General features: G+C 35.2%; 18 protein-coding genes and 1 pseudogene. 13 read left to right on the top strand and 6 right to left on the bottom strand.

Annotation, left to right across the window (positions count from 1 at the left end):
• The first annotated feature begins 105 nt into the window (after window positions 1-105).
• The gene (locus FHP04_RS10305; protein WP_139856028.1) at window positions 106-1,038 is read left to right on the top strand and encodes a peptidylprolyl isomerase; all 933 of its coding nucleotides are present in this window, start codon (window positions 106-108) and stop codon (window positions 1,036-1,038) included.
• 79 nt (window positions 1,039-1,117) lie between these two features.
• On the opposite strand, the gene FHP04_RS10300 is transcribed toward FHP04_RS10305, so the two are convergent.
• Complete coding sequence (locus FHP04_RS10300) at window positions 1,118-1,921, bottom strand: SDR family oxidoreductase (protein ID WP_139856027.1); 804 nt, start codon at window positions 1,919-1,921, stop codon at window positions 1,118-1,120.
• 22 nt (window positions 1,922-1,943) lie between these two features.
• Window positions 1,944-2,501 (bottom strand): thioredoxin family protein, encoded by a 558-nt coding sequence (locus FHP04_RS10295; RefSeq protein ID WP_139856026.1) that lies wholly within the window; start codon window positions 2,499-2,501, stop codon window positions 1,944-1,946.
• A gap of 177 nt (window positions 2,502-2,678) precedes the next feature.
• Between FHP04_RS10295 and FHP04_RS10290 the strand changes: the two genes are divergently transcribed.
• The 3 genes from FHP04_RS10290 to FHP04_RS10280 are packed head-to-tail and all read left to right on the top strand — an operon-like array spanning window position 2,679 to window position 3,858.
• Window positions 2,679-2,990 carry a phosphoribosylpyrophosphate synthetase gene (locus FHP04_RS10290; RefSeq protein ID WP_139856025.1) on the top strand — a complete coding sequence of 104 codons (312 nt, stop codon included), beginning with the start codon at window positions 2,679-2,681 and terminating at the stop codon, window positions 2,988-2,990.
• Window positions 2,980-3,318 carry a tRNA-binding protein gene (locus FHP04_RS10285; RefSeq protein ID WP_139856024.1) on the top strand — a complete coding sequence of 113 codons (339 nt, stop codon included), beginning with the start codon at window positions 2,980-2,982 and terminating at the stop codon, window positions 3,316-3,318. Before FHP04_RS10290 ends, FHP04_RS10285 begins: the two co-directional genes overlap by 11 nt.
• Window positions 3,319-3,351: 33 nt before the next feature.
• On the top strand, window positions 3,352-3,858 hold the full coding sequence (locus FHP04_RS10280; protein WP_139856023.1) for a DUF6265 family protein: 507 nt from the start codon (window positions 3,352-3,354) through the stop codon (window positions 3,856-3,858).
• A gap of 7 nt (window positions 3,859-3,865) precedes the next feature.
• On the opposite strand, the gene FHP04_RS10275 is transcribed toward FHP04_RS10280, so the two are convergent.
• From FHP04_RS10275 to FHP04_RS10265, 3 genes are all read right to left on the bottom strand, one after another.
• Complete coding sequence (locus tag FHP04_RS10275) at window positions 3,866-5,482, bottom strand: SulP family inorganic anion transporter (protein ID WP_139856022.1); 1,617 nt, start codon at window positions 5,480-5,482, stop codon at window positions 3,866-3,868.
• Between the two features lie 170 nt (window positions 5,483-5,652).
• Window positions 5,653-6,051 carry a PUR family DNA/RNA-binding protein gene (locus FHP04_RS10270; protein ID WP_139856021.1) on the bottom strand — a complete coding sequence of 133 codons (399 nt, stop codon included), beginning with the start codon at window positions 6,049-6,051 and terminating at the stop codon, window positions 5,653-5,655.
• A 66-nt stretch (window positions 6,052-6,117) separates the two neighbouring features.
• The gene (locus FHP04_RS10265) at window positions 6,118-7,875 is read right to left on the bottom strand and encodes an ABC transporter ATP-binding protein (protein WP_139856020.1); all 1,758 of its coding nucleotides are present in this window, start codon (window positions 7,873-7,875) and stop codon (window positions 6,118-6,120) included.
• 121 nt (window positions 7,876-7,996) lie between these two features.
• Here FHP04_RS10265 and FHP04_RS10260 point away from each other — a divergent pair, with 121 nt between their 5' ends.
• The 5 genes from FHP04_RS10260 to FHP04_RS10240 all read left to right on the top strand — a co-directional run bounded on the left by FHP04_RS10260 (window position 7,997) and on the right by FHP04_RS10240 (window position 12,377).
• Window positions 7,997-9,094 (top strand): Glu/Leu/Phe/Val family dehydrogenase, encoded by a 1,098-nt coding sequence (locus FHP04_RS10260; RefSeq protein WP_139856019.1) that lies wholly within the window; start codon window positions 7,997-7,999, stop codon window positions 9,092-9,094.
• 104 nt (window positions 9,095-9,198) lie between these two features.
• Window positions 9,199-10,143, top strand: a complete 945-nt coding sequence (nusB, locus tag FHP04_RS10255; RefSeq protein ID WP_139856018.1) for a transcription antitermination factor NusB — start codon at window positions 9,199-9,201, stop codon at window positions 10,141-10,143.
• Window positions 10,144-10,195: 52 nt separating this feature from the next.
• Window positions 10,196-10,666 (top strand): DUF1573 domain-containing protein, encoded by a 471-nt coding sequence (locus FHP04_RS10250; RefSeq protein WP_139856017.1) that lies wholly within the window; start codon window positions 10,196-10,198, stop codon window positions 10,664-10,666.
• A gap of 27 nt (window positions 10,667-10,693) precedes the next feature.
• Complete coding sequence (gene yajC, locus FHP04_RS10245) at window positions 10,694-10,984, top strand: preprotein translocase subunit YajC (RefSeq protein WP_139856016.1); 291 nt, start codon at window positions 10,694-10,696, stop codon at window positions 10,982-10,984.
• 154 nt (window positions 10,985-11,138) lie between these two features.
• Window positions 11,139-12,377, top strand: a complete 1,239-nt coding sequence (locus FHP04_RS10240) for a DUF445 domain-containing protein (protein WP_139856015.1) — start codon at window positions 11,139-11,141, stop codon at window positions 12,375-12,377.
• A gap of 416 nt (window positions 12,378-12,793) precedes the next feature.
• Here the strand turns inward: FHP04_RS10240 and pepT are convergent, their stop codons facing one another.
• Window positions 12,794-14,056 (bottom strand): peptidase T, encoded by a 1,263-nt coding sequence (gene pepT / locus FHP04_RS10235; protein ID WP_139856014.1) that lies wholly within the window; start codon window positions 14,054-14,056, stop codon window positions 12,794-12,796.
• Window positions 14,057-14,142: 86 nt separating this feature from the next.
• Between pepT and FHP04_RS10230 the strand changes: the two genes are divergently transcribed.
• The 4 genes and pseudogenes from FHP04_RS10230 to FHP04_RS10215 form a co-directional block, all read left to right on the top strand.
• A complete protein-coding gene (locus FHP04_RS10230; protein WP_139856013.1) occupies window positions 14,143-15,177 on the top strand; it encodes a quinone-dependent dihydroorotate dehydrogenase in 1,035 nt (344 codons plus the stop codon).
• Window positions 15,178-15,298: 121 nt separating this feature from the next.
• The gene (locus tag FHP04_RS10225) at window positions 15,299-15,913 is read left to right on the top strand and encodes a LysE family translocator (RefSeq protein WP_139856012.1); all 615 of its coding nucleotides are present in this window, start codon (window positions 15,299-15,301) and stop codon (window positions 15,911-15,913) included.
• A 26-nt stretch (window positions 15,914-15,939) separates the two neighbouring features.
• Window positions 15,940-16,134, top strand: coding sequence for a hypothetical protein (locus FHP04_RS10220; RefSeq protein ID WP_139856011.1), 195 nt, complete (start codon window positions 15,940-15,942; stop codon window positions 16,132-16,134).
• Window positions 16,135-16,550: 416 nt separating this feature from the next.
• Window positions 16,551-17,293: pseudogene (locus FHP04_RS10215) on the top strand (hypothetical protein); the annotation flags it as partial.

Here is a 17,293-nt window from a genome sequence, read left to right as displayed (position 1 = left end):
TTTGTATGACGAATTGCAAAGGCTTTTGTTACATTTTCAATTCTGAACATTGAATTCTATATTCAGAATTAAGTACCTTTGCACATCTTTTAAAATATAAATATAATGCAAGACGGAATCTACGCAAAAATAACAACAGAAAAAGGAGAAATCCTTATTAAACTTACACACGATAAAACTCCAGGAACAGTTGGAAATTTTGTGTCTTTAGCAGAAGGGAATTTAGAAAACTCAGCAATTCCACAAGGGAAACCTTATTACGACGGATTAAAATTCCACCGTGTAATCCCAGATTTCATGATTCAAGGAGGTGATCCAAAAGGAACAGGTTCAGGAGGTCCAGGATATAATTTTGATGACGAGTTTCACCCAGACCTTCGCCATGACACTCCAGGTGTAATCTCTATGGCTAATGCAGGTCCGGCAACTAACGGAAGTCAGTTTTTTATTACTCACGTGGCGACGCCTTGGTTAGATAATAAACACACTGTATTTGGAAATGTAGTAGAAGGACAAGATGTTGTTGATAGTGTTGCTCAAGGGGATACTTTGCAAAAAGTTGAAATTATTCGCGTAGGAGAAGAAGCTGAAAAGTGGAATTCAGTAGAAGCTTTTAGAAGTTTTACTGGTGAAAGAGAAGCGCGAATTGCAAAAATGAAAGAACAACAAGAAGCTGAACTTAAGAAAGTAGCTGAAGGTTTTGAGAAAACAGATAGCGGACTTCATTATAAAATCATCATTAAAGGTGATGGTAAGAAAGCTGAAAAAGGAAAGACAGTTTCTGTACATTACAAAGGAATGCTAACTGACGGAACCGAATTCGATTCTTCATACAAGAGAAGACAACCAATTGACTTTCCATTAGGAAAAGGTCATGTAATTGAAGGTTGGGATGAAGGTATTGCCTTATTACAAGTTGGTGATAAAGCTAGATTTGTAATTCCTTCTAACCTTGCTTATGGTGAGCGCGGAGCTGGTGGAGTAATTCCTCCAAATGCAAATTTAATTTTCGACGTTGAATTAATGGACGTAAAATAAGTTTACGTATTTATATCATTATCTTAAGAAATCTTCATTATTCCACTTTTGGTGTAATGAAGATTTTTTTTTAGTACTATTATTTCCTTCCAACGAAATGTTCCATTGTTTTGTATATACCGAGCACCTTGCCAGCAAACCAATCGAAAGCATTAATAGAAAGTAATGCTTGTCCTAATCGTGTGAAGCGGTATATGTACCCCGGAATAGTTACCATCTTTTTATCTTTCTCAATTGCTTTTATAATAGTAAGCGCCGCTGCTTCAGGTTCGAGAATTGGAATCTTAGATTGAACACCATCAAACATCCCTGTATTGATGTAATAAGGCATGATGGTAGTAACCTTAATGGCTTTATTTTTTTGCATCATTTCTAATCGAAGACTATCAGACCATCCAATCATTGCCCATTTGCTAGAGGCATAAACCGACATTTTTGGATTGGAAATTAGTCCTCCGGAAGACGCGATATTGCAAATATGCCCTGAATTTTGATTTAACATGCCATCAAGAAATTCCTTAGTAACATACATCGGTCCAATGGCATTAATCTCCATAGTTTTAGCAATGTCTGTATTTGTGTGTTCGTCGAAATATTTCCCTACAACAATTCCAGCGTTGTTGATTAGTACGTCAACAATTCCTATTTCTTGCTTTACTCGATTAGCTGTTTCTTTAATTTCTTCAGGATTAGAAACATCTATTTTAAATCCAAAAAGATTTTTGTTATTGGAAAACTCAGTTAACGTGTGGTTGATATTTTCCTGACTAATATCCCAAATAATAACTTTTGCTTTACGCTCAAGCATTAATCGAACCATTATCTTTCCAATACCAGACCCTCCGCCTGTGATTAAAACGGTTTTATTATATAATTGACTCATAGATTAATTTGATTGTTGGAATTTATTTTTTCCACTTGATATTGCATCCAATACTTGGTTTTTGATCCTTTCGCTGCGGATTATTATTAAGGATGTTATCCATAGCTTCGCGTAAATCACGGCCATTTACAGGAATTCTATTACCAGGTCGGCTGTTGTTTAATTGTCCGCGGTAAACCAGTTTAAGTTCATCATCAAAAAGATAAAAATCTGGCGTGCAAGCTGCATCATAAGCTCTTGCTATTTCTTGAGTTTCATCAAATAAATATGGGAAAGGATAGCTTTCTTTCTGGGCAGTTCGCCACATTTCCGCAGGGGAATCTGCTGGATACTTAATGATGTCGTTGCTGTTGATTGCAACAAAACCAAAACCAATCACCCTGTAATCGTTGCAAATGCGAACTAATTCTTCATTTACGTGTCTTACGAAAGGGCAGTGGTTACAAATAAACATAACTACAGTACCCTTTTCACCACGAATGTCTTTTAGCGCAACAAGTTTGTTTGTTATTGCATCTGTAAGTACAAAGTCTGGGGCTTTGGTGCCAAGGGGTAGCATATTTGATTCAGTGTCTGCCATATTGTTTTTAAAATAAATGTATTGTGTTCAGGTCTAAATATACAATTTTTAAGGGGTTAATTAACTAAGGACAGAGGGCTAAAACTTACAATCTGCGTAATAATTTTATTAAAGAATTTATAATTCTTTGCCGATGTTTAATTTCTCAGTTAACTTTAAAGATTAAATCAAAATATTATGAAAAAATCATATTCATCACTATCTGTAGCTATTCAAGATTTACAAAAGGAAGGTTATACTGAAGACTTTAATCTTGTAGAGGAAGGAATAGAATCTAAAAACCTTAAAAAGAAGTGGAAAGCTGGGGAGCTGGATGTTGTAAAATATTACCGTTTTGAAGGTATGACCGACCCGGGAGATAATACTATTCTTTATTTAATTGAAACCAAAGGAGGGATTAAAGGCCTTCTTGTAGATGCTTATGGTGCCGACCAAAGTGTGGTTTCTTCAGAAATGATTCAAAAACTTAGAATTACCCATGACGAATAATCTTACTTGGACCGATTTCGAAAAGGTGGAAATGCGGGTTGGAACTATTTTAGAAGCCAATGATTTTCCTGAAGCGAGAAACCCTTCATATCAGCTTATAATAGATTTTGGAGAAGAAATAGGACAAAGAAAAACTTCAGCTCAAATAACAAAACGCTATCATAAAGATGAATTAATTGGGAAACAAGTAGTGGCAGTTGTAAATTTTCCAAAGAAACAAATTGCAAATTTTATGAGTGAATGTCTGGTTTTGGGAGCTGTAGATGGCAAAAATGTCACCTTATTGCGAACAGATAAACCTGTTGAAAACGGATTGCGAATTTTATAAATTTTATGCCACGGCTAAATAACAAACCAACAAATGAAGAAGTACTTATTTCTAATATTCCTTTCTGTATTAATTATTTCATGTAAAAACAATACTCAGGCAGAACAGATACAAAAAGAGGTTGTTGTAAAAAATTACGATAAAATAAATCAACTAAATTGGTTGATAGGAACTTGGACAAACGAGACTGAGGGTGAATATTCCCAAGAATCATGGTCTAAAGAAAATGATAGTACATATACAGGCTTTAGCTTTGTTGAGGTTAATGGTAAACCTGAACAAGCACTAACAATGGCCTTAGAGGAGAAAGAAAACAAATTGTTTTTATCCTTTCTAAAAGTTGATGAAAAAAATCCTAAACCTTACACCTTAACACTTATTTCATCAGAAGAAGGCAAATTTGTTTTCGATAATCAAAATATAGACTTCCCTGAAAAGGTAACCTATACCAACCCTGCCAAAGACTCTTTACACACTTGGATTGAAGTAGAGATAGAGGGTGAGCCAACTAAAACAGATTTTTACTTCACCAGAAAATAAAACCTAATTAAGCTTCGGCATCTAAGGTATCGGTAACTACATAATAGCGCGGATCCTCAACAGAACTTTTTATAATTGTTTCGAATTCTGGGTTCCACTTAAGTAGTAACGCTTTACAATCTGGACTAAGGTGCGTTAGTTTAATTTGCTTTCCGTTATCAAGGTATTTATTGGCAATATTACGAACAGCTTCAACACCAGAATGATCTGATATTTTAGATTCTATAAAGTCAATTTCTACCGAATCTGGATCGCTTGAAACATCAAACTTACTGTTAAATGCTGTAGTCGACCCGAAGAACAAAGGTCCCCAGATTTCATAAACTTTGGTTCCGTCTTCTTTAATTCTCTTTCTAGCTCTAATTCTTGTAGCACTTTTCCAAGCAAAAACTAAGGCGCTCATAACAACCCCTATAAACACTGCTATTGCAAGATCTAGCCAAACTGTTACCGCTGATACTGTAATAAGCACTATAGCATCCGAAACTGGAATTTTATGCAGAATTCTAAAACTACTCCAAGCAAAAGTTCCAATCACAACCATAAACATAACTCCAACTAATGCAGCAATAGGGATTTGTTCAATAAGAGGAGCACCAAATAGCACAAAACACAGTAAAGCTATTGCAGCTGTAGCTCCGGAAAGTCTTCCGCGTCCACCAGAACTTACGTTAATGATAGATTGCCCAATCATTGCACAGCCACCCATTCCACCGAAAAGACCGTTAAGAATGTTAGCTCCACCTTGAGCTACACATTCTCGGTTTCCACTACCACGAGTTTCGGTCATTTCATCAATAAGGTTCAATGTCATTAACGATTCAATTAAACCTACAGCAGCCAATATAAAAGCAGTAGAAAATATCAATCCCCAATGTCCGTCTAAAGTTTCAATAAATCCAAAAATCTGAGTTTGGAACATCGGCAATGAACCTTTTAAACCAGATCCGCCACCATCGCGAATAAACGAGCCAACAGTACTCACATCTAGACCTCCGAATATTGTAATTGCTGCAACTACTATTATTGCAATAAGAGCAGCTGGAAGTTTTTTGGTGATTTTCGGTAAACCGAACATAATACCCATGGTCAATCCAACTAGCGCTAGCATTACCCATAGGTCCAAACCGGAAATCCATTGAGGTACTGTTCCGCGAGTTTCTTTAAATAGACCTAGTTGAGAAAGAAAAATTACAATTGCTAAACCATTTACAAATCCCATCATTACAGGGTGGGGGATAAGTCGTACAAATTTCCCTAACTTAAAAACACCAGCCATTATTTGAATAGCTCCTACAAATAATAGCGTTATAAAAAGCCATTGAAGTCCAAGGTTCTGAACGGGTTCGGCTAATGTAAGTCCAACCTCATTTCCTTTTTGGATTAGGTGTACCATAACAACCGCCATAGCGCCGGTTGCCCCAGAAATCATACCAGGACGACCACCAAAAAGAGCTGTTACAAGTCCCATTATAAAAGCACCATAAAGTCCCACTAAAGGATCTACACCAGCTACAAATGAAAAAGCTACCGCTTCTGGAACCAATGCAAGAGCAACAGTAAGTCCTGATAGAATGTCGTTTTTTGGATTCTGAGTGAAGTTTTGAAGTGTTTTTGCGAACATAATGTTTTTTATAAAGGGCGGCAAAGATAATCTTTTTGAAATAAAATTAAAGGATTGAGTGTTTCAATGCATTTTAAGTTGTAAATCTATTTAAAACATTGATTTTTAAGAAATAAAAAAACCGGCTACGAAATTATTCGTGCCGGTTTTACATTTTTGTTTTTCAACTACTAAATATCGTCGAAACTGATGTCTGTAAAAGTACTTGTATCAGTAGTAGCAGTTTGTTCAACTGTTTCTTCAACAGGATTAGACGTGTTGTCTGTTTCCTTTTTGTAATCTTTTTGATGACGTTCGCTTATAACTTCTTCGCCTTTCTCATCTATAATGTAATTTATCATTTCTTCAAGAGTGTCTTTAAACTCAGTAAAGTCTTCTTTGTATAGATAAATTTTGTGTTTTTTGTAGTGGAAAGACCCGTCATCGTTTGTAAATTTCTTACTCTCGGTAATAGTAAGGTAAAAATCTCCTGCTTTTGTAGACCTTACATCAAAAAAGTAGGTGCGTCTTCCTGCACGCATTACTTTTGAAAAAATTTCTTCTTGCTCCATCGTATAGTGCTCACTCATAATTTCTATTATTTTTTACTAGGTGTCGCCAAAAATCTAAAAAAAAACCAAACCAGCCAAAGTAAATTACATTTCTTTTTCTAAAAGCTGTTTTGAATACAGTTCCTTATAATAACCCTCGATGTTAACTAACTCCTCGTGGGACCCTTTTTGGATAATTTTTCCTTCATCTAAAACAATAATCTTATTTGCATTTTTAACTGAAGAAATTCTATGGCTTACAATGATAGTGGTTTTATCTTTAGAAATCTTAAATAGGTTTTGAAGAATCTCTTCTTCAGTTTCTGTATCTACAGCCGAAAGACAATCGTCAAATAATAAGATTTGTGGATCTTTAATAATTGCTCTTGCAATAGAAACTCTTTGCTTTTGTCCACCACTCAATGTAAGCCCACGTTCTCCTAAAATAGTTTCATATCCTTTTTTGAATCCAATAATGTTTTTGTGAACCGCAGCGTTTTTGGCAGCATTAACAACTTCTTCTTCAGTTGCTTCTTCCTTACCAAAACGAATGTTATTTTTTATCGAATCGCTAAACAAAAATGCATCTTGTGGTACATACCCAATGCTGTTGCGTAAATTATCGAGGTTGAGGTTTCTGATCGAAGTTTGGTCAATCTTTAGCATTCCTTCTTCAACATCATATAATCTACCTATCAACTCTAGAATGGTTGATTTTCCAGATCCTGTATTTCCTACAATTGCAAGAGTTTCTCCAGGTTTTACTGAGAAAGATACATTTTTTAAGGCCGTAATTCCTGTATCGGGATAAGTGAAAGTTAAATTGTTGAATTCTATATCTCCATCAATAGGTGTACTTTCTGTAACAAGGTTTTTAATGGCAGGTTCTGTTTTTAGAAACTCATTTATGCGTTCCTGTGAAGCTTCAGCTCTTTGTACCATAGAAGTCACCCAGCCTACAACTGCTACAGGCCAGGTAAGCATATTTACATAAATTAAAAACTCGACTATAGTTCCAAATTCGGTAATTTGACCGTTAATATATCTACTTCCCCCAATGTAAATAACTAGAATATTACTTACGCCAATAAGTAACATCATTAAGGGAAAAAATAGGGCTTGTACCTTTGCAAGGTCTATGTTTTTTACTTTACTCCCTTCGGCTAACTCTTCAAAATTAGCATTAATGCTTTCCTCGGTTCCGTAGGCTTTAATAACGGCAATTCCACTAAAACTCTCTTGAGTAAAAGTTGTTAGTTTCGATAAATACTGTTGAACTATAGTACTGCGTTGATTGATAATCACACTTAGTTTATAAATAGCAATCGATAGAATTGGGAGTGGAGCAATAGCATACCAAGTTAGAATAGGTGCGGTGTAAAACATATAACTTATTACTACAATAAAAAGTGTAATTGTAGTAATGCTATACATAAGCGCGGGCCCAACATACATTCTTACTTTAGAAACATCTTCACTTATTCTGTTCATTAAATCGCCAGTTCGATTTTGTTTGTAAAAGCCTAAAGAAAGTTTTTCGTAATGTTGAAAAATCTCGTTTTTTAAGTCGTATTCCACATATCTAGAAACCACAATAAATGTTTGTCTCATCATAAATGTGAAAAAAGCAGAAAGCAATGCAGCGCCTAGTAAAAGTAAAATATTAATTAGAAGCTCGTGTTTAACATAAGCTAAATCGGTTACTTCTCCATTTAAGTATTGTTTTACAACAGTTACAGAATCTCCTACTTTCATAGGGACGGCTAGTTTAAATACCGTTGCAACTATGGTAATAAACACTCCCAACAGAAGTCGCCACCTGTATTTTAAAAAGTATTTGTTTAGATATTTTAATTCTTTCATTAGAAATAAATTGAATGTTTTTTTAAAGTTCTTAAATTAACACCCTTTGCTTTGTGGAATTAACAAGTAAAAGTTACTTTTGCACTGCCTTTTTAAAGGATAAACAAAAATTAAAATAGTTATGAAAACTGAGGTAATCAATACAAACGAACTACATAAAATAGACCCTGTATTTGGGCAAATGTCTTTTGATGATCACGAGCAAATCGTTTTTTGCAACGACAAAGATACTGGATTGAAAGCAATAATTGGTATCCACAACACTGTTTTAGGACCAGCTTTAGGTGGTACTAGAATGTGGAACTATGCAAATGAGTGGGAAGCATTGAATGACGTATTGCGTCTTTCTCGTGGTATGACTTATAAAAGTGCAATTACAGGTTTAAATCTTGGTGGAGGTAAAGCAGTTTTAATTGGTGATGCTAAAACTCAAAAAACGCCAGAATACATGTTGAAGTTCGGTGAGTTTGTAAATTCATTAAGCGGAAAGTATATTACTGCAGAAGATGTAGGAATGACAACGGCTGATATGGATTTAGTACGCACAGTTACACCTCACGTAACTGGTGTTTCTGAAGCAAACGGGGGTTCAGGAAACCCTTCTCCAATTACAGCTTACGGTGTTTTTATGGGACTGAAAGCTGCAACTAACTATAAATTTGGTTCAGATAATTTAGATGGGAAAGTAGTTTACGTTCAAGGAATTGGTAACGTTGGTGAAAACCTTGTTAAGCATTTAAGTGAAGAAGGTGCTAAAGTTTATATTTCAGATATCAACCAAGAGCGCTTAGAAGAAGTTCGCGATAAATACAATGTGAACATTTACACAGGTAGCAATCTATATGCAGAAGAAATGGATATTTATGCTCCTTGTGCATTAGGTGCTACAATTAACGATCAAACTATTAGCCAGTTTAACACAAAGATTATTGCTGGTGCAGCTAACAACCAACTTGCCGATGAGCAAAAGCACGGTAAAATGTTACGTGAAAGAGGTATAGTTTATGCTCCAGACTTTTTAATTAACGCTGGAGGGATTATAAATGTATATGCTGAACTTGAGAATTATGGCCGTAAGGAGATAATGAGCAAGACAGAAAACATTTACAATACTACTCTTGAGATCTTGAAAACAGCTGAAAGTGATAAAATTACAACACATCAAGCAGCCTTCAATATTGCACAAGCTAGAATAGACGCAAGAAAAAACGAAAAATAGTACAAACCTTTTTAGTACTACAACACCACTATTTCTTATATTTGCAGCGCACAAGATGTTCTTGTGCGTTGCTATTTTAAAAACAAGTTCTTTTAAAAAATAATATGCTTACTAGAAGACATATCCGAGTAAAAGTTTTGCAGACTGTTTATGCTTACAATCATAGTGTAAACCCGAACATCGATGTACAAGAAAAGTTTCTTCATCACAGTATTGGTCAAATGCAAGATTTGTATTTACTAATGTTAGAGTTGTTAGTTGCGGTAAAAGATCAGGCAGAAGATTTTCTCGCTAAGTCACAAAATAAATATCTTGCTACCGATTCTGAAAAAAATCCTAGTCGTACTTTTGTAGATAACAAAGTATTAGATATTATAGCCAACAATGCCGTTTTTTCTGAAATAATTGATAAGAAAAAACTTAACTATTGGGCGTTAGACAACGAATATGTAAGTATTGTTTTTAAAGAACTACGCGAAAAAGATTGGTATCAAACTTATTTAGATAGAAAAGATACTACCCTTAAAGAGGATCAAGCTTTCATTGCGAAGTTCTACAAAGAAGTGATTGCTCCTAACGACAAGCTTTACGATTACTTAGAAGATAAACGTCTTACTTGGATAGACGACTTTCCAATTGTAAATACTGCCATCGTTAAAATGTTAGGAAAAATTTCAGAAAAGAATGCTTCTGATCTTTTAGTTCCTGATACATACAAAAATGATGAGGACCGTGAGTATGCGCTTCAACTTTTTAGAAAAGTAATTTTAAATGAAGAGAAGCTAAATCTTCAAATTGAAGGAAAAACTCCAAATTGGGATCAAGATCGAATTGCCGATATAGATTTGATTATCTTAAAAATGGCTATTGCTGAATTTTTATATTTCCCATCAATTCCTGTTCGTGCAACAATAAACGAATACTTAGAAGTTTCAAAAGAATACTCTACCCCAAAAAGTAGCATTTTCGTAAACGGTATCTTAGATAAATTGGTAAAAGAGTTTACCGAAAATGGGGATCTTAATAAAATGGGAAGAGGGCTTCAATAAGAGTAAAATATTGTTTATTTTTGCCCTGCTAAAAACATAAAAAATTAAAAAAATGAAAAAATCAGTTTTATTTGTAGCTATACTTTCTGTTTTTGCGTTTTCTTCTTGTAAAGATAATGCAGCAGATAAGGTAAACGAAGAAAATGTAGCAGCAGCAGAAGCACGTGATGCAGAATCTGGAAAATTTCCAGTAATGACTTTTGAAGAAGGTCAATACGACTTCGGAACTATCGAGCAAAATACACCTGTTGAGCACGTATTTAAATTTAAAAACACTGGAGATGCTCCATTAATGATAGTTAACGCTAAAAGTAGCTGTGGATGTACTGTTCCAGAATATACTAAGGAACCAGTTGCTCCAGGAGAATCTGGTGAACTTTTAGTTAAATTCAACGGTGCTGGTCAAAACCAAGTTAGCAAGACTGTAACTATTACTACAAATACTAAAGCAGGAGTAGAAACCTTAACTATTAAGGCTTTCGTTACCCCTAAAGGTGGAGCAAAACAGCTACCAACCTCATAATTTACTTACTGGAATTTAAAAATTACTATGGAACAAATACAAGGTTTTTTACCTATAATATTATTGTTTTTGGTGATGTATCTTTTCTTGATACGCCCACAAATGAAAAAAGCCAAACAAGAAAAGCAGTTCGCTGCTCAGCTTAAAAAAGGCGATAGAGTTATTACAACAGGAGGACTGCACGGTAAAATATTAGAACTGTCTGATGATGGAACTTGTGTTATTGAAAGCCTTGCTGGAAAAATGAAGTTTGAAAGATCTGCCATTTCTATGGAAAGAACAGCAAAACTAAACGCACCTGTTAAAGAAAAGAAATAGAAAATTGTTCCTTTTTGAATTAAAAACTCCTTCTCTATTTTATATAGTTGAGGGAGTTTTTTATTTTAGAGAATTCTTGTGAGGCTAAACGCTCTTCAGAATATCTAATTTGCTAGTTTTAAATATTATCTCCTAATTTATCGCCGTATTTACTATGTCCGACATTAAGAAGAATCAATTGCGAAAACACAAAAGATTGGCGACTGGGCTATTCTTTTTTATGGCGATTGTATATGGAGTGATGGTTTACCTTCAACATCAAGGTAGTGAAGCTTGGATGGGGTATGTAGAAGCGTTTTCGGAGGCTGGGATGGTTGGAGCGCTGGCTGATTGGTTTGCTGTAACGGCTATTTTTAAACATCCTCTTGGAATTCCTATACCTCACACAAATTTGATAGAGCGAAAAAAAGACGATCTAGGACAAAATTTAGGGAAGTTTGTAAAAGACAACTTCTTAAATCCCGAAAATATACGGCCGTATATAGAAAAATTAAATGTTGTAAAATGGGTCTCGGAATGGCTAAATAAGCCCGCTAGTCAAAAAATTCTGGAGAAAGAAATTATTAATCTTACTCAAAAAATCATTTCAGACCTTCAGGATAAGGATGTAGAACAATTTTTAGCAAACAAAGGGACGGAGATTTTACGTGAAATTGATTTTCAGAAAATTTCATCCTCAGGTATTAAATACTTTATTGATAAAAATGAACATATCACCTTATTGGAAATTCTACTACCTGAAATTAAAGAGTACATCAATGAAAGCCAAGAGATGATACTTCACCGATTATCTGAAAACAGACCATTTATCGCTTTTTTAGCTGGTAGAAAAATTTCAAATGAAGTAGTTGAAGGTTTGATAAAATTTATTGATGAAATAGAATCGGATAAGGAGCATTTTATTCGGAAAAAACTTACGAAAAATTTACAAGGATTCTCTGAAGAAATTCTTGTTTCTGAGCAATGGAAGGAGAAATTTGAGAAGTTAAAACAAGAAGTATTAACTGAGCAAAACTTAAGATCTTACACCGATGATGCGTGGCAATCTATTAAAGGTCTTTTATTGCAAAACCTAGAAAATCCTAACTCACAATTACAAGGATATCTACAAAGTAATATTCAAAAGTTATCGCATAGCCTTATTGATAATCAAGACATTAGCAATAGGATAAATAGTTGGGTTCGTCATTTTTTATATAGAATGACATTAAAAAATAGAGATGAAGTAGAAGCGCTTATAAGTAGCACTGTTGCTGGTTGGAAAGGGAAAGAACTCAGTGAGAAACTAGAGTTGGAAGTGGGAAAAGATCTTCAGTTTATACGTATAAACGGTACTTTGGTAGGTGGTTTTGTAGGATTGCTAATTTATACACTTACTCATTTGTTCATTTAACACTAAAATTCGGTTGTGTATTTTTTTAGACTTAAGACGTAAGACCGCTGTGCTGAAGGACGTAAGACATAGGGCTTAAGACCGCTACGCTGAAGGACGTAAGACGTATGACCGCTGCGCTGAAGGATGTAAGACGTAAGACCGCTGCGCTGTAGGACGTAAGACGTATGACCGCTGCGCTGTAGGACTTAAGACGTAAGACTTGATATTTGACAACTTTATATTAATGTTAAATGGATTGATCAGGTTTTTAAAATTAACTTTAATTGGTGAACTTAATATTAAGCCGTTAATTAATAAAAGTATACTCCAATTGTGTAATTATAAGGGAGTGATTAAATTTTGATTTGTACAATAATAAAAGCACCAAATTCCATAAGAATATCTTTGGAATTTGGTGCTTATTTTTTCAGCGTTTATTTTGCTTCTGTCTTAAATTTAGTAAGGTCTTCAGCTGTAATTTTCGCAATGTTTACAATTACTTCTACCGCTTTAATCATGCTCTCAACAGGTACGTACTCGTATCTACCGTGGAAGTTATGACCACCAGCAAAAATATTTGGACAAGGAAGTCCCATAAAGCTTAATTGCGAGCCATCTGTTCCACCTCTAATAGGTTTTATTAAAGGTTTGATGTTTGCTTGTAACATAGCTTCTTCAGCTATATTTACAATATGCATTACAGGCTCCACCTTTTCACGCATATTAAAATATTGGTCTTTTATTTCAACCGATACAGCCTCTGTTTCAAATTGTTCATTTAAATCATCAGCAAGTTTTTGAATCATTTCTTTTCGAGCTTCAAAATGCCCTCTGTCGTGATCGCGGATAATATATTGAAGTTGCGTCTCGTCTACACTTCCTTTTATATTGTGTAAGTGAAAGAACCCTTCACGACCTTCTGTGTGTTCTGGTGTTTCAAGTCTTGGTAAGGAATTGATAAAGTCTGTAGCAATGTACATACTGTTTACCATTTTCCCTTTTGCATAGCCTGGGTGTACAATTTTTCCTTTAATTGTAACTACGGCACCTGCTGCGTTAAAGTTTTCGTATTCTAATTCACCCACTTGACTTCCGTCCATAGTATAGGCCCATTCAGCACCAAATTTTTCTACGTCGAATTTATGTGCGCCACGACCAATTTCTTCATCGGGAGTGAAACCTACACGAATTTTTCCGTGTTTTATTTCAGGGTGATTAATTAGATATTCCATAGCCGAAACAATCTCGGTAATTCCAGCTTTATCATCGGCACCCAAAAGTGTTGTTCCGTCAGTAGTGATAAGGGTCTGACCTTTGTACAACAATAAGTCTTCGAAATAATCCGGAGAAAGAACGATATCTTGTTCTTCATTCAGAACAATGTCTTTCCCATCATAATTTTCGATTATCTGAGGTTTAACGTTGGCACCTGTAAAGTCAGGGGAAGTATCAAAATGCGATACAAAACCAATTACCGGAACATCATGTGGAACATTTGATGGCAAAGTAGCCATAATGTAAGCGTTTTCGTCGATGCTTACGTCTTCCATACCTATTTCTTTTAGCTCCTCAGCTAGTTTATTTGCTAAATCCCATTGCTTTTCGGTACTCGGAGTTGTGTCGCTATTTGGGTCACTTTCGGTGTCAATAGTTACATAACTTTTAAAGCGGTCAATAATGTGTTGTTTTTCAATCATGTCTTTTTCATTTACAATACAAAATAAAGCATATTCAAAATAACAAATACATAGTTTAGTGTATTTTTGTACCACATTTTGCAATTATGTATAAAACTATCATCCGTCCCATATTTTTCAGCTTCGATCCTGAGAAAATTCATCATTTTACATTTTCATTACTTCAATTCTGCCATAAACTTGGTTTTGGAGGTCTTTTCCGAAGTATTTATAAAGTTGAAGATAAAAAACTTGAACGCGAGCTTTTTGGTTTAAAATTTCCAAACCCCGTAGGTCTTGCAGCAGGTTTTGATAAAGATGCAAAACTTTATAAAGAATTGTCAAATCTCGGGTTTGGCTTTATCGAAATTGGAACCGTTACTCCAAAACCTCAAGCCGGAAATGAGAAGCCTCGTTTATTCCGATTACAGGAAGATTCAGCTGTTATTAACCGAATGGGGTTTAATAATGGGGGAGTAGCAGAAGCCGTAGAAAGGTTAAAGCAAAACCCTGCACTTGGAGATAAAAGAAGGGTTTTAATTGGTGGGAATATTGGTAAAAATAAAGTTACGCCAAATGAAGAAGCGGTTAATGATTATATCATTTGTTTCGATTCATTGTTCAACTATGTAGATTACTTTGTTGTAAATGTAAGTTCGCCCAACACACCAAACCTTCGTGCGTTACAAGAAAAGAAACCTTTAACCGACTTGTTGCAAACGCTTCAAGACAGAAATAACAAAAAAGAAAAACGTAAGCCAATTCTTTTAAAGATCGCTCCAGATTTAACAGATGAGCAGCTAACCGATATTATTGACATTGTAAATACTACAAAGATTGATGGTGTAATTGCCACAAATACTACTATTTCACGAGATGGACTTACTTCAGAGAATAAAATCGAAATGGGAGGATTAAGTGGAAAACCTCTTAATACGCGTGCCACAGAAGTAATCCGTTATCTTTCAGAAAAGAGTAATAAATCGTTTCCAATAATTGGAGTAGGCGGAATTCATTCAGCTGAAGATGCACTCGAAAAGCTTGAAGCTGGAGCGAGTTTGGTTCAGCTGTACACAGGGTTTATTTATGAAGGACCGGGTTTAATAAAACGAATAAATAAAGCCATTCTTAAAAGGACTTAAGACAATAAGACATAAGACGTAAGACAAATTATTTAGCGTTTTCAATTATCAGCAATCAATATTTAAAAGTATATTAGAGCAAATCCTAGGTCGTATATCTTATAGTACTAAGTCATTTTTTATGATTGAAACCCTAATTTCTTTTACCATTGCAACTTTGGCACTTGCACTTTCTCCGGGGCCAGACAATATTTATGTGCTTACACAATCGTTAGTAAATGGCACTAAAAGTGGAATAGCCACAACAGCTGGTTTAATTAGTGGATGTATTGTGCATACCACCTTATTGGCTTTTGGAGTTTCTGCGATAATAACAACTTCCGAAGAAGTTTTCTACGGCATTAAAATTTTGGGAGCTTGCTACCTGCTTTATTTAGCGTATTCGGTTTTTAAAAGTGATTCAGAAATTACTTTTACCAATAATGCTCCAAAAAAAACATATTGGCAGCTCTTTAAAACGGGGGTGATAATGAACTTGTTAAACCCTAAAGTAATGATTTTCTTTTTGGCGTTTTTCCCTGGTTTTCTTTGGGATAAAGAAGGCAATACGGTTTACCAGTTTTATGTGTTGGGAATTACCTTTATGATAGTTTCTTTTTTTGTTTTCAGCTTGATAGCGCTTTTAGCAGGACGAATATCTAATTTGCTAATGAAGTGGAAACGCATAAATACTGTTTTAAAGTGGTTGCAGATTGTGGTATTTGTAGGAATAGCTGTTTTTATTTTGCTGCCATAACTATTTATTTTTGATTGTGATTAATTATGAAAAAAGCTGACGATAAAGAAGGTATGGAATGGCAAAATGAAGCAGACGCAGAATTAAATTCTTCTGAATGGTTTGGTGCTATTATTCGGTATTTTTTTCATTTGGGCAAGAAAAAATTCAACACTTTTTACAATGAGCGCGAGTTGAAGAAAAACGCTTTGGTTGGTTATACATTCAAAATTGTTTATTAATTGGATTGGTTGCCATAGTTTACTTATATGTTTACAATTCATGAAATCTGTAGATCGAAAACTCCGCTCCGGCATTTTTGAAGTCACGTGAGCTTCATGTGGTTTCCCCGCTCCCGCATTCCCGAAGCTTCGAGAACATCGCGTGGTTTTCCACAGTCTTAAAATTCCATCTCGAAGCTAGGTACCGTTTCTTTCTGGAAAGAAAAAAATTAGAGATTTTATAGTTTTTAAGTATTTTGGTTGAAAAATTTTGCTTTTTATTGAAATGCAGAGAACCATAAAAAAGGATTGACTCCGTCGATTTTTTTTTGCTGTAGCGTGGATAGGAGTCGTGCTGTAGCGGGTGAATAGGATAGTTTAATTAAAATTGTGCGAGGAACGCGATACAATCGCGCACCAGCGGGGGAATAGACGATTTGGTTTATAGATATGACGAAAACAATAATAGCAATAAATTAATTAATGTTCGCGATTATGAATTAGATCCTGATGGATATGATGACCAAAACACTTCAAGCTCACAAGAATTTTTTTATGATGAATATGGCAATTTAATTGAAAACAAAGACAAGCAAATTACTAACATAAAATACAACCACTTAAATCTACCTACAGAAATTACATTTTACAATGGCGGAAAAATTGAGTATTTTTACGATGCCACAGGGATAAAACTAAAAAAGAAAGCAACATTCCGCTCAACAATTACAACAACTGAGTACATGGATACTTCGACTTTGCTCAGCACAAGTGGATTTCAATACAAAAACACAGCATTAGACTTCTTTCCTACTGCCGAAGGGTATGTAAAAGTGTTAGCGTCTGGGGGTGGCACAAGTTATAATTATGTTTTTAACTATACCGACCACTCTTGCCTCCGACGAGGGCTCATCACCGACGAGGGAGGCACGACCGAGAGGGTGATGGCAGGCCGAGAGGAAGGCATAAATATTCGTGCTAAATACACTCAAGACCCCAATGATGGGATGGTAACCTTAATTGAAGAAAACCAATATTATCCCTCCTGCCTCCGACGAGGGAGGCCCGACCGAGAGGAAGGCATAATACACCTAAGCTACAACCCTGACCATAGTGTTTTTGAAGTTGGAGTGGGAGGCAATGTTATTATTACCCCTGTTACTCCGCTTTTGGGAGATAG

Origin of the sequence: Aequorivita sinensis, from assembly GCF_006346335.1 — a bacterium.
GTDB classification, from domain to species: Bacteria; Bacteroidota; Bacteroidia; order Flavobacteriales; family Flavobacteriaceae; genus Aequorivita; species Aequorivita sinensis.
Note: the sequence above shows the minus strand (reverse complement) of the source record. Positions and strands in the feature narration are given on the sequence as shown.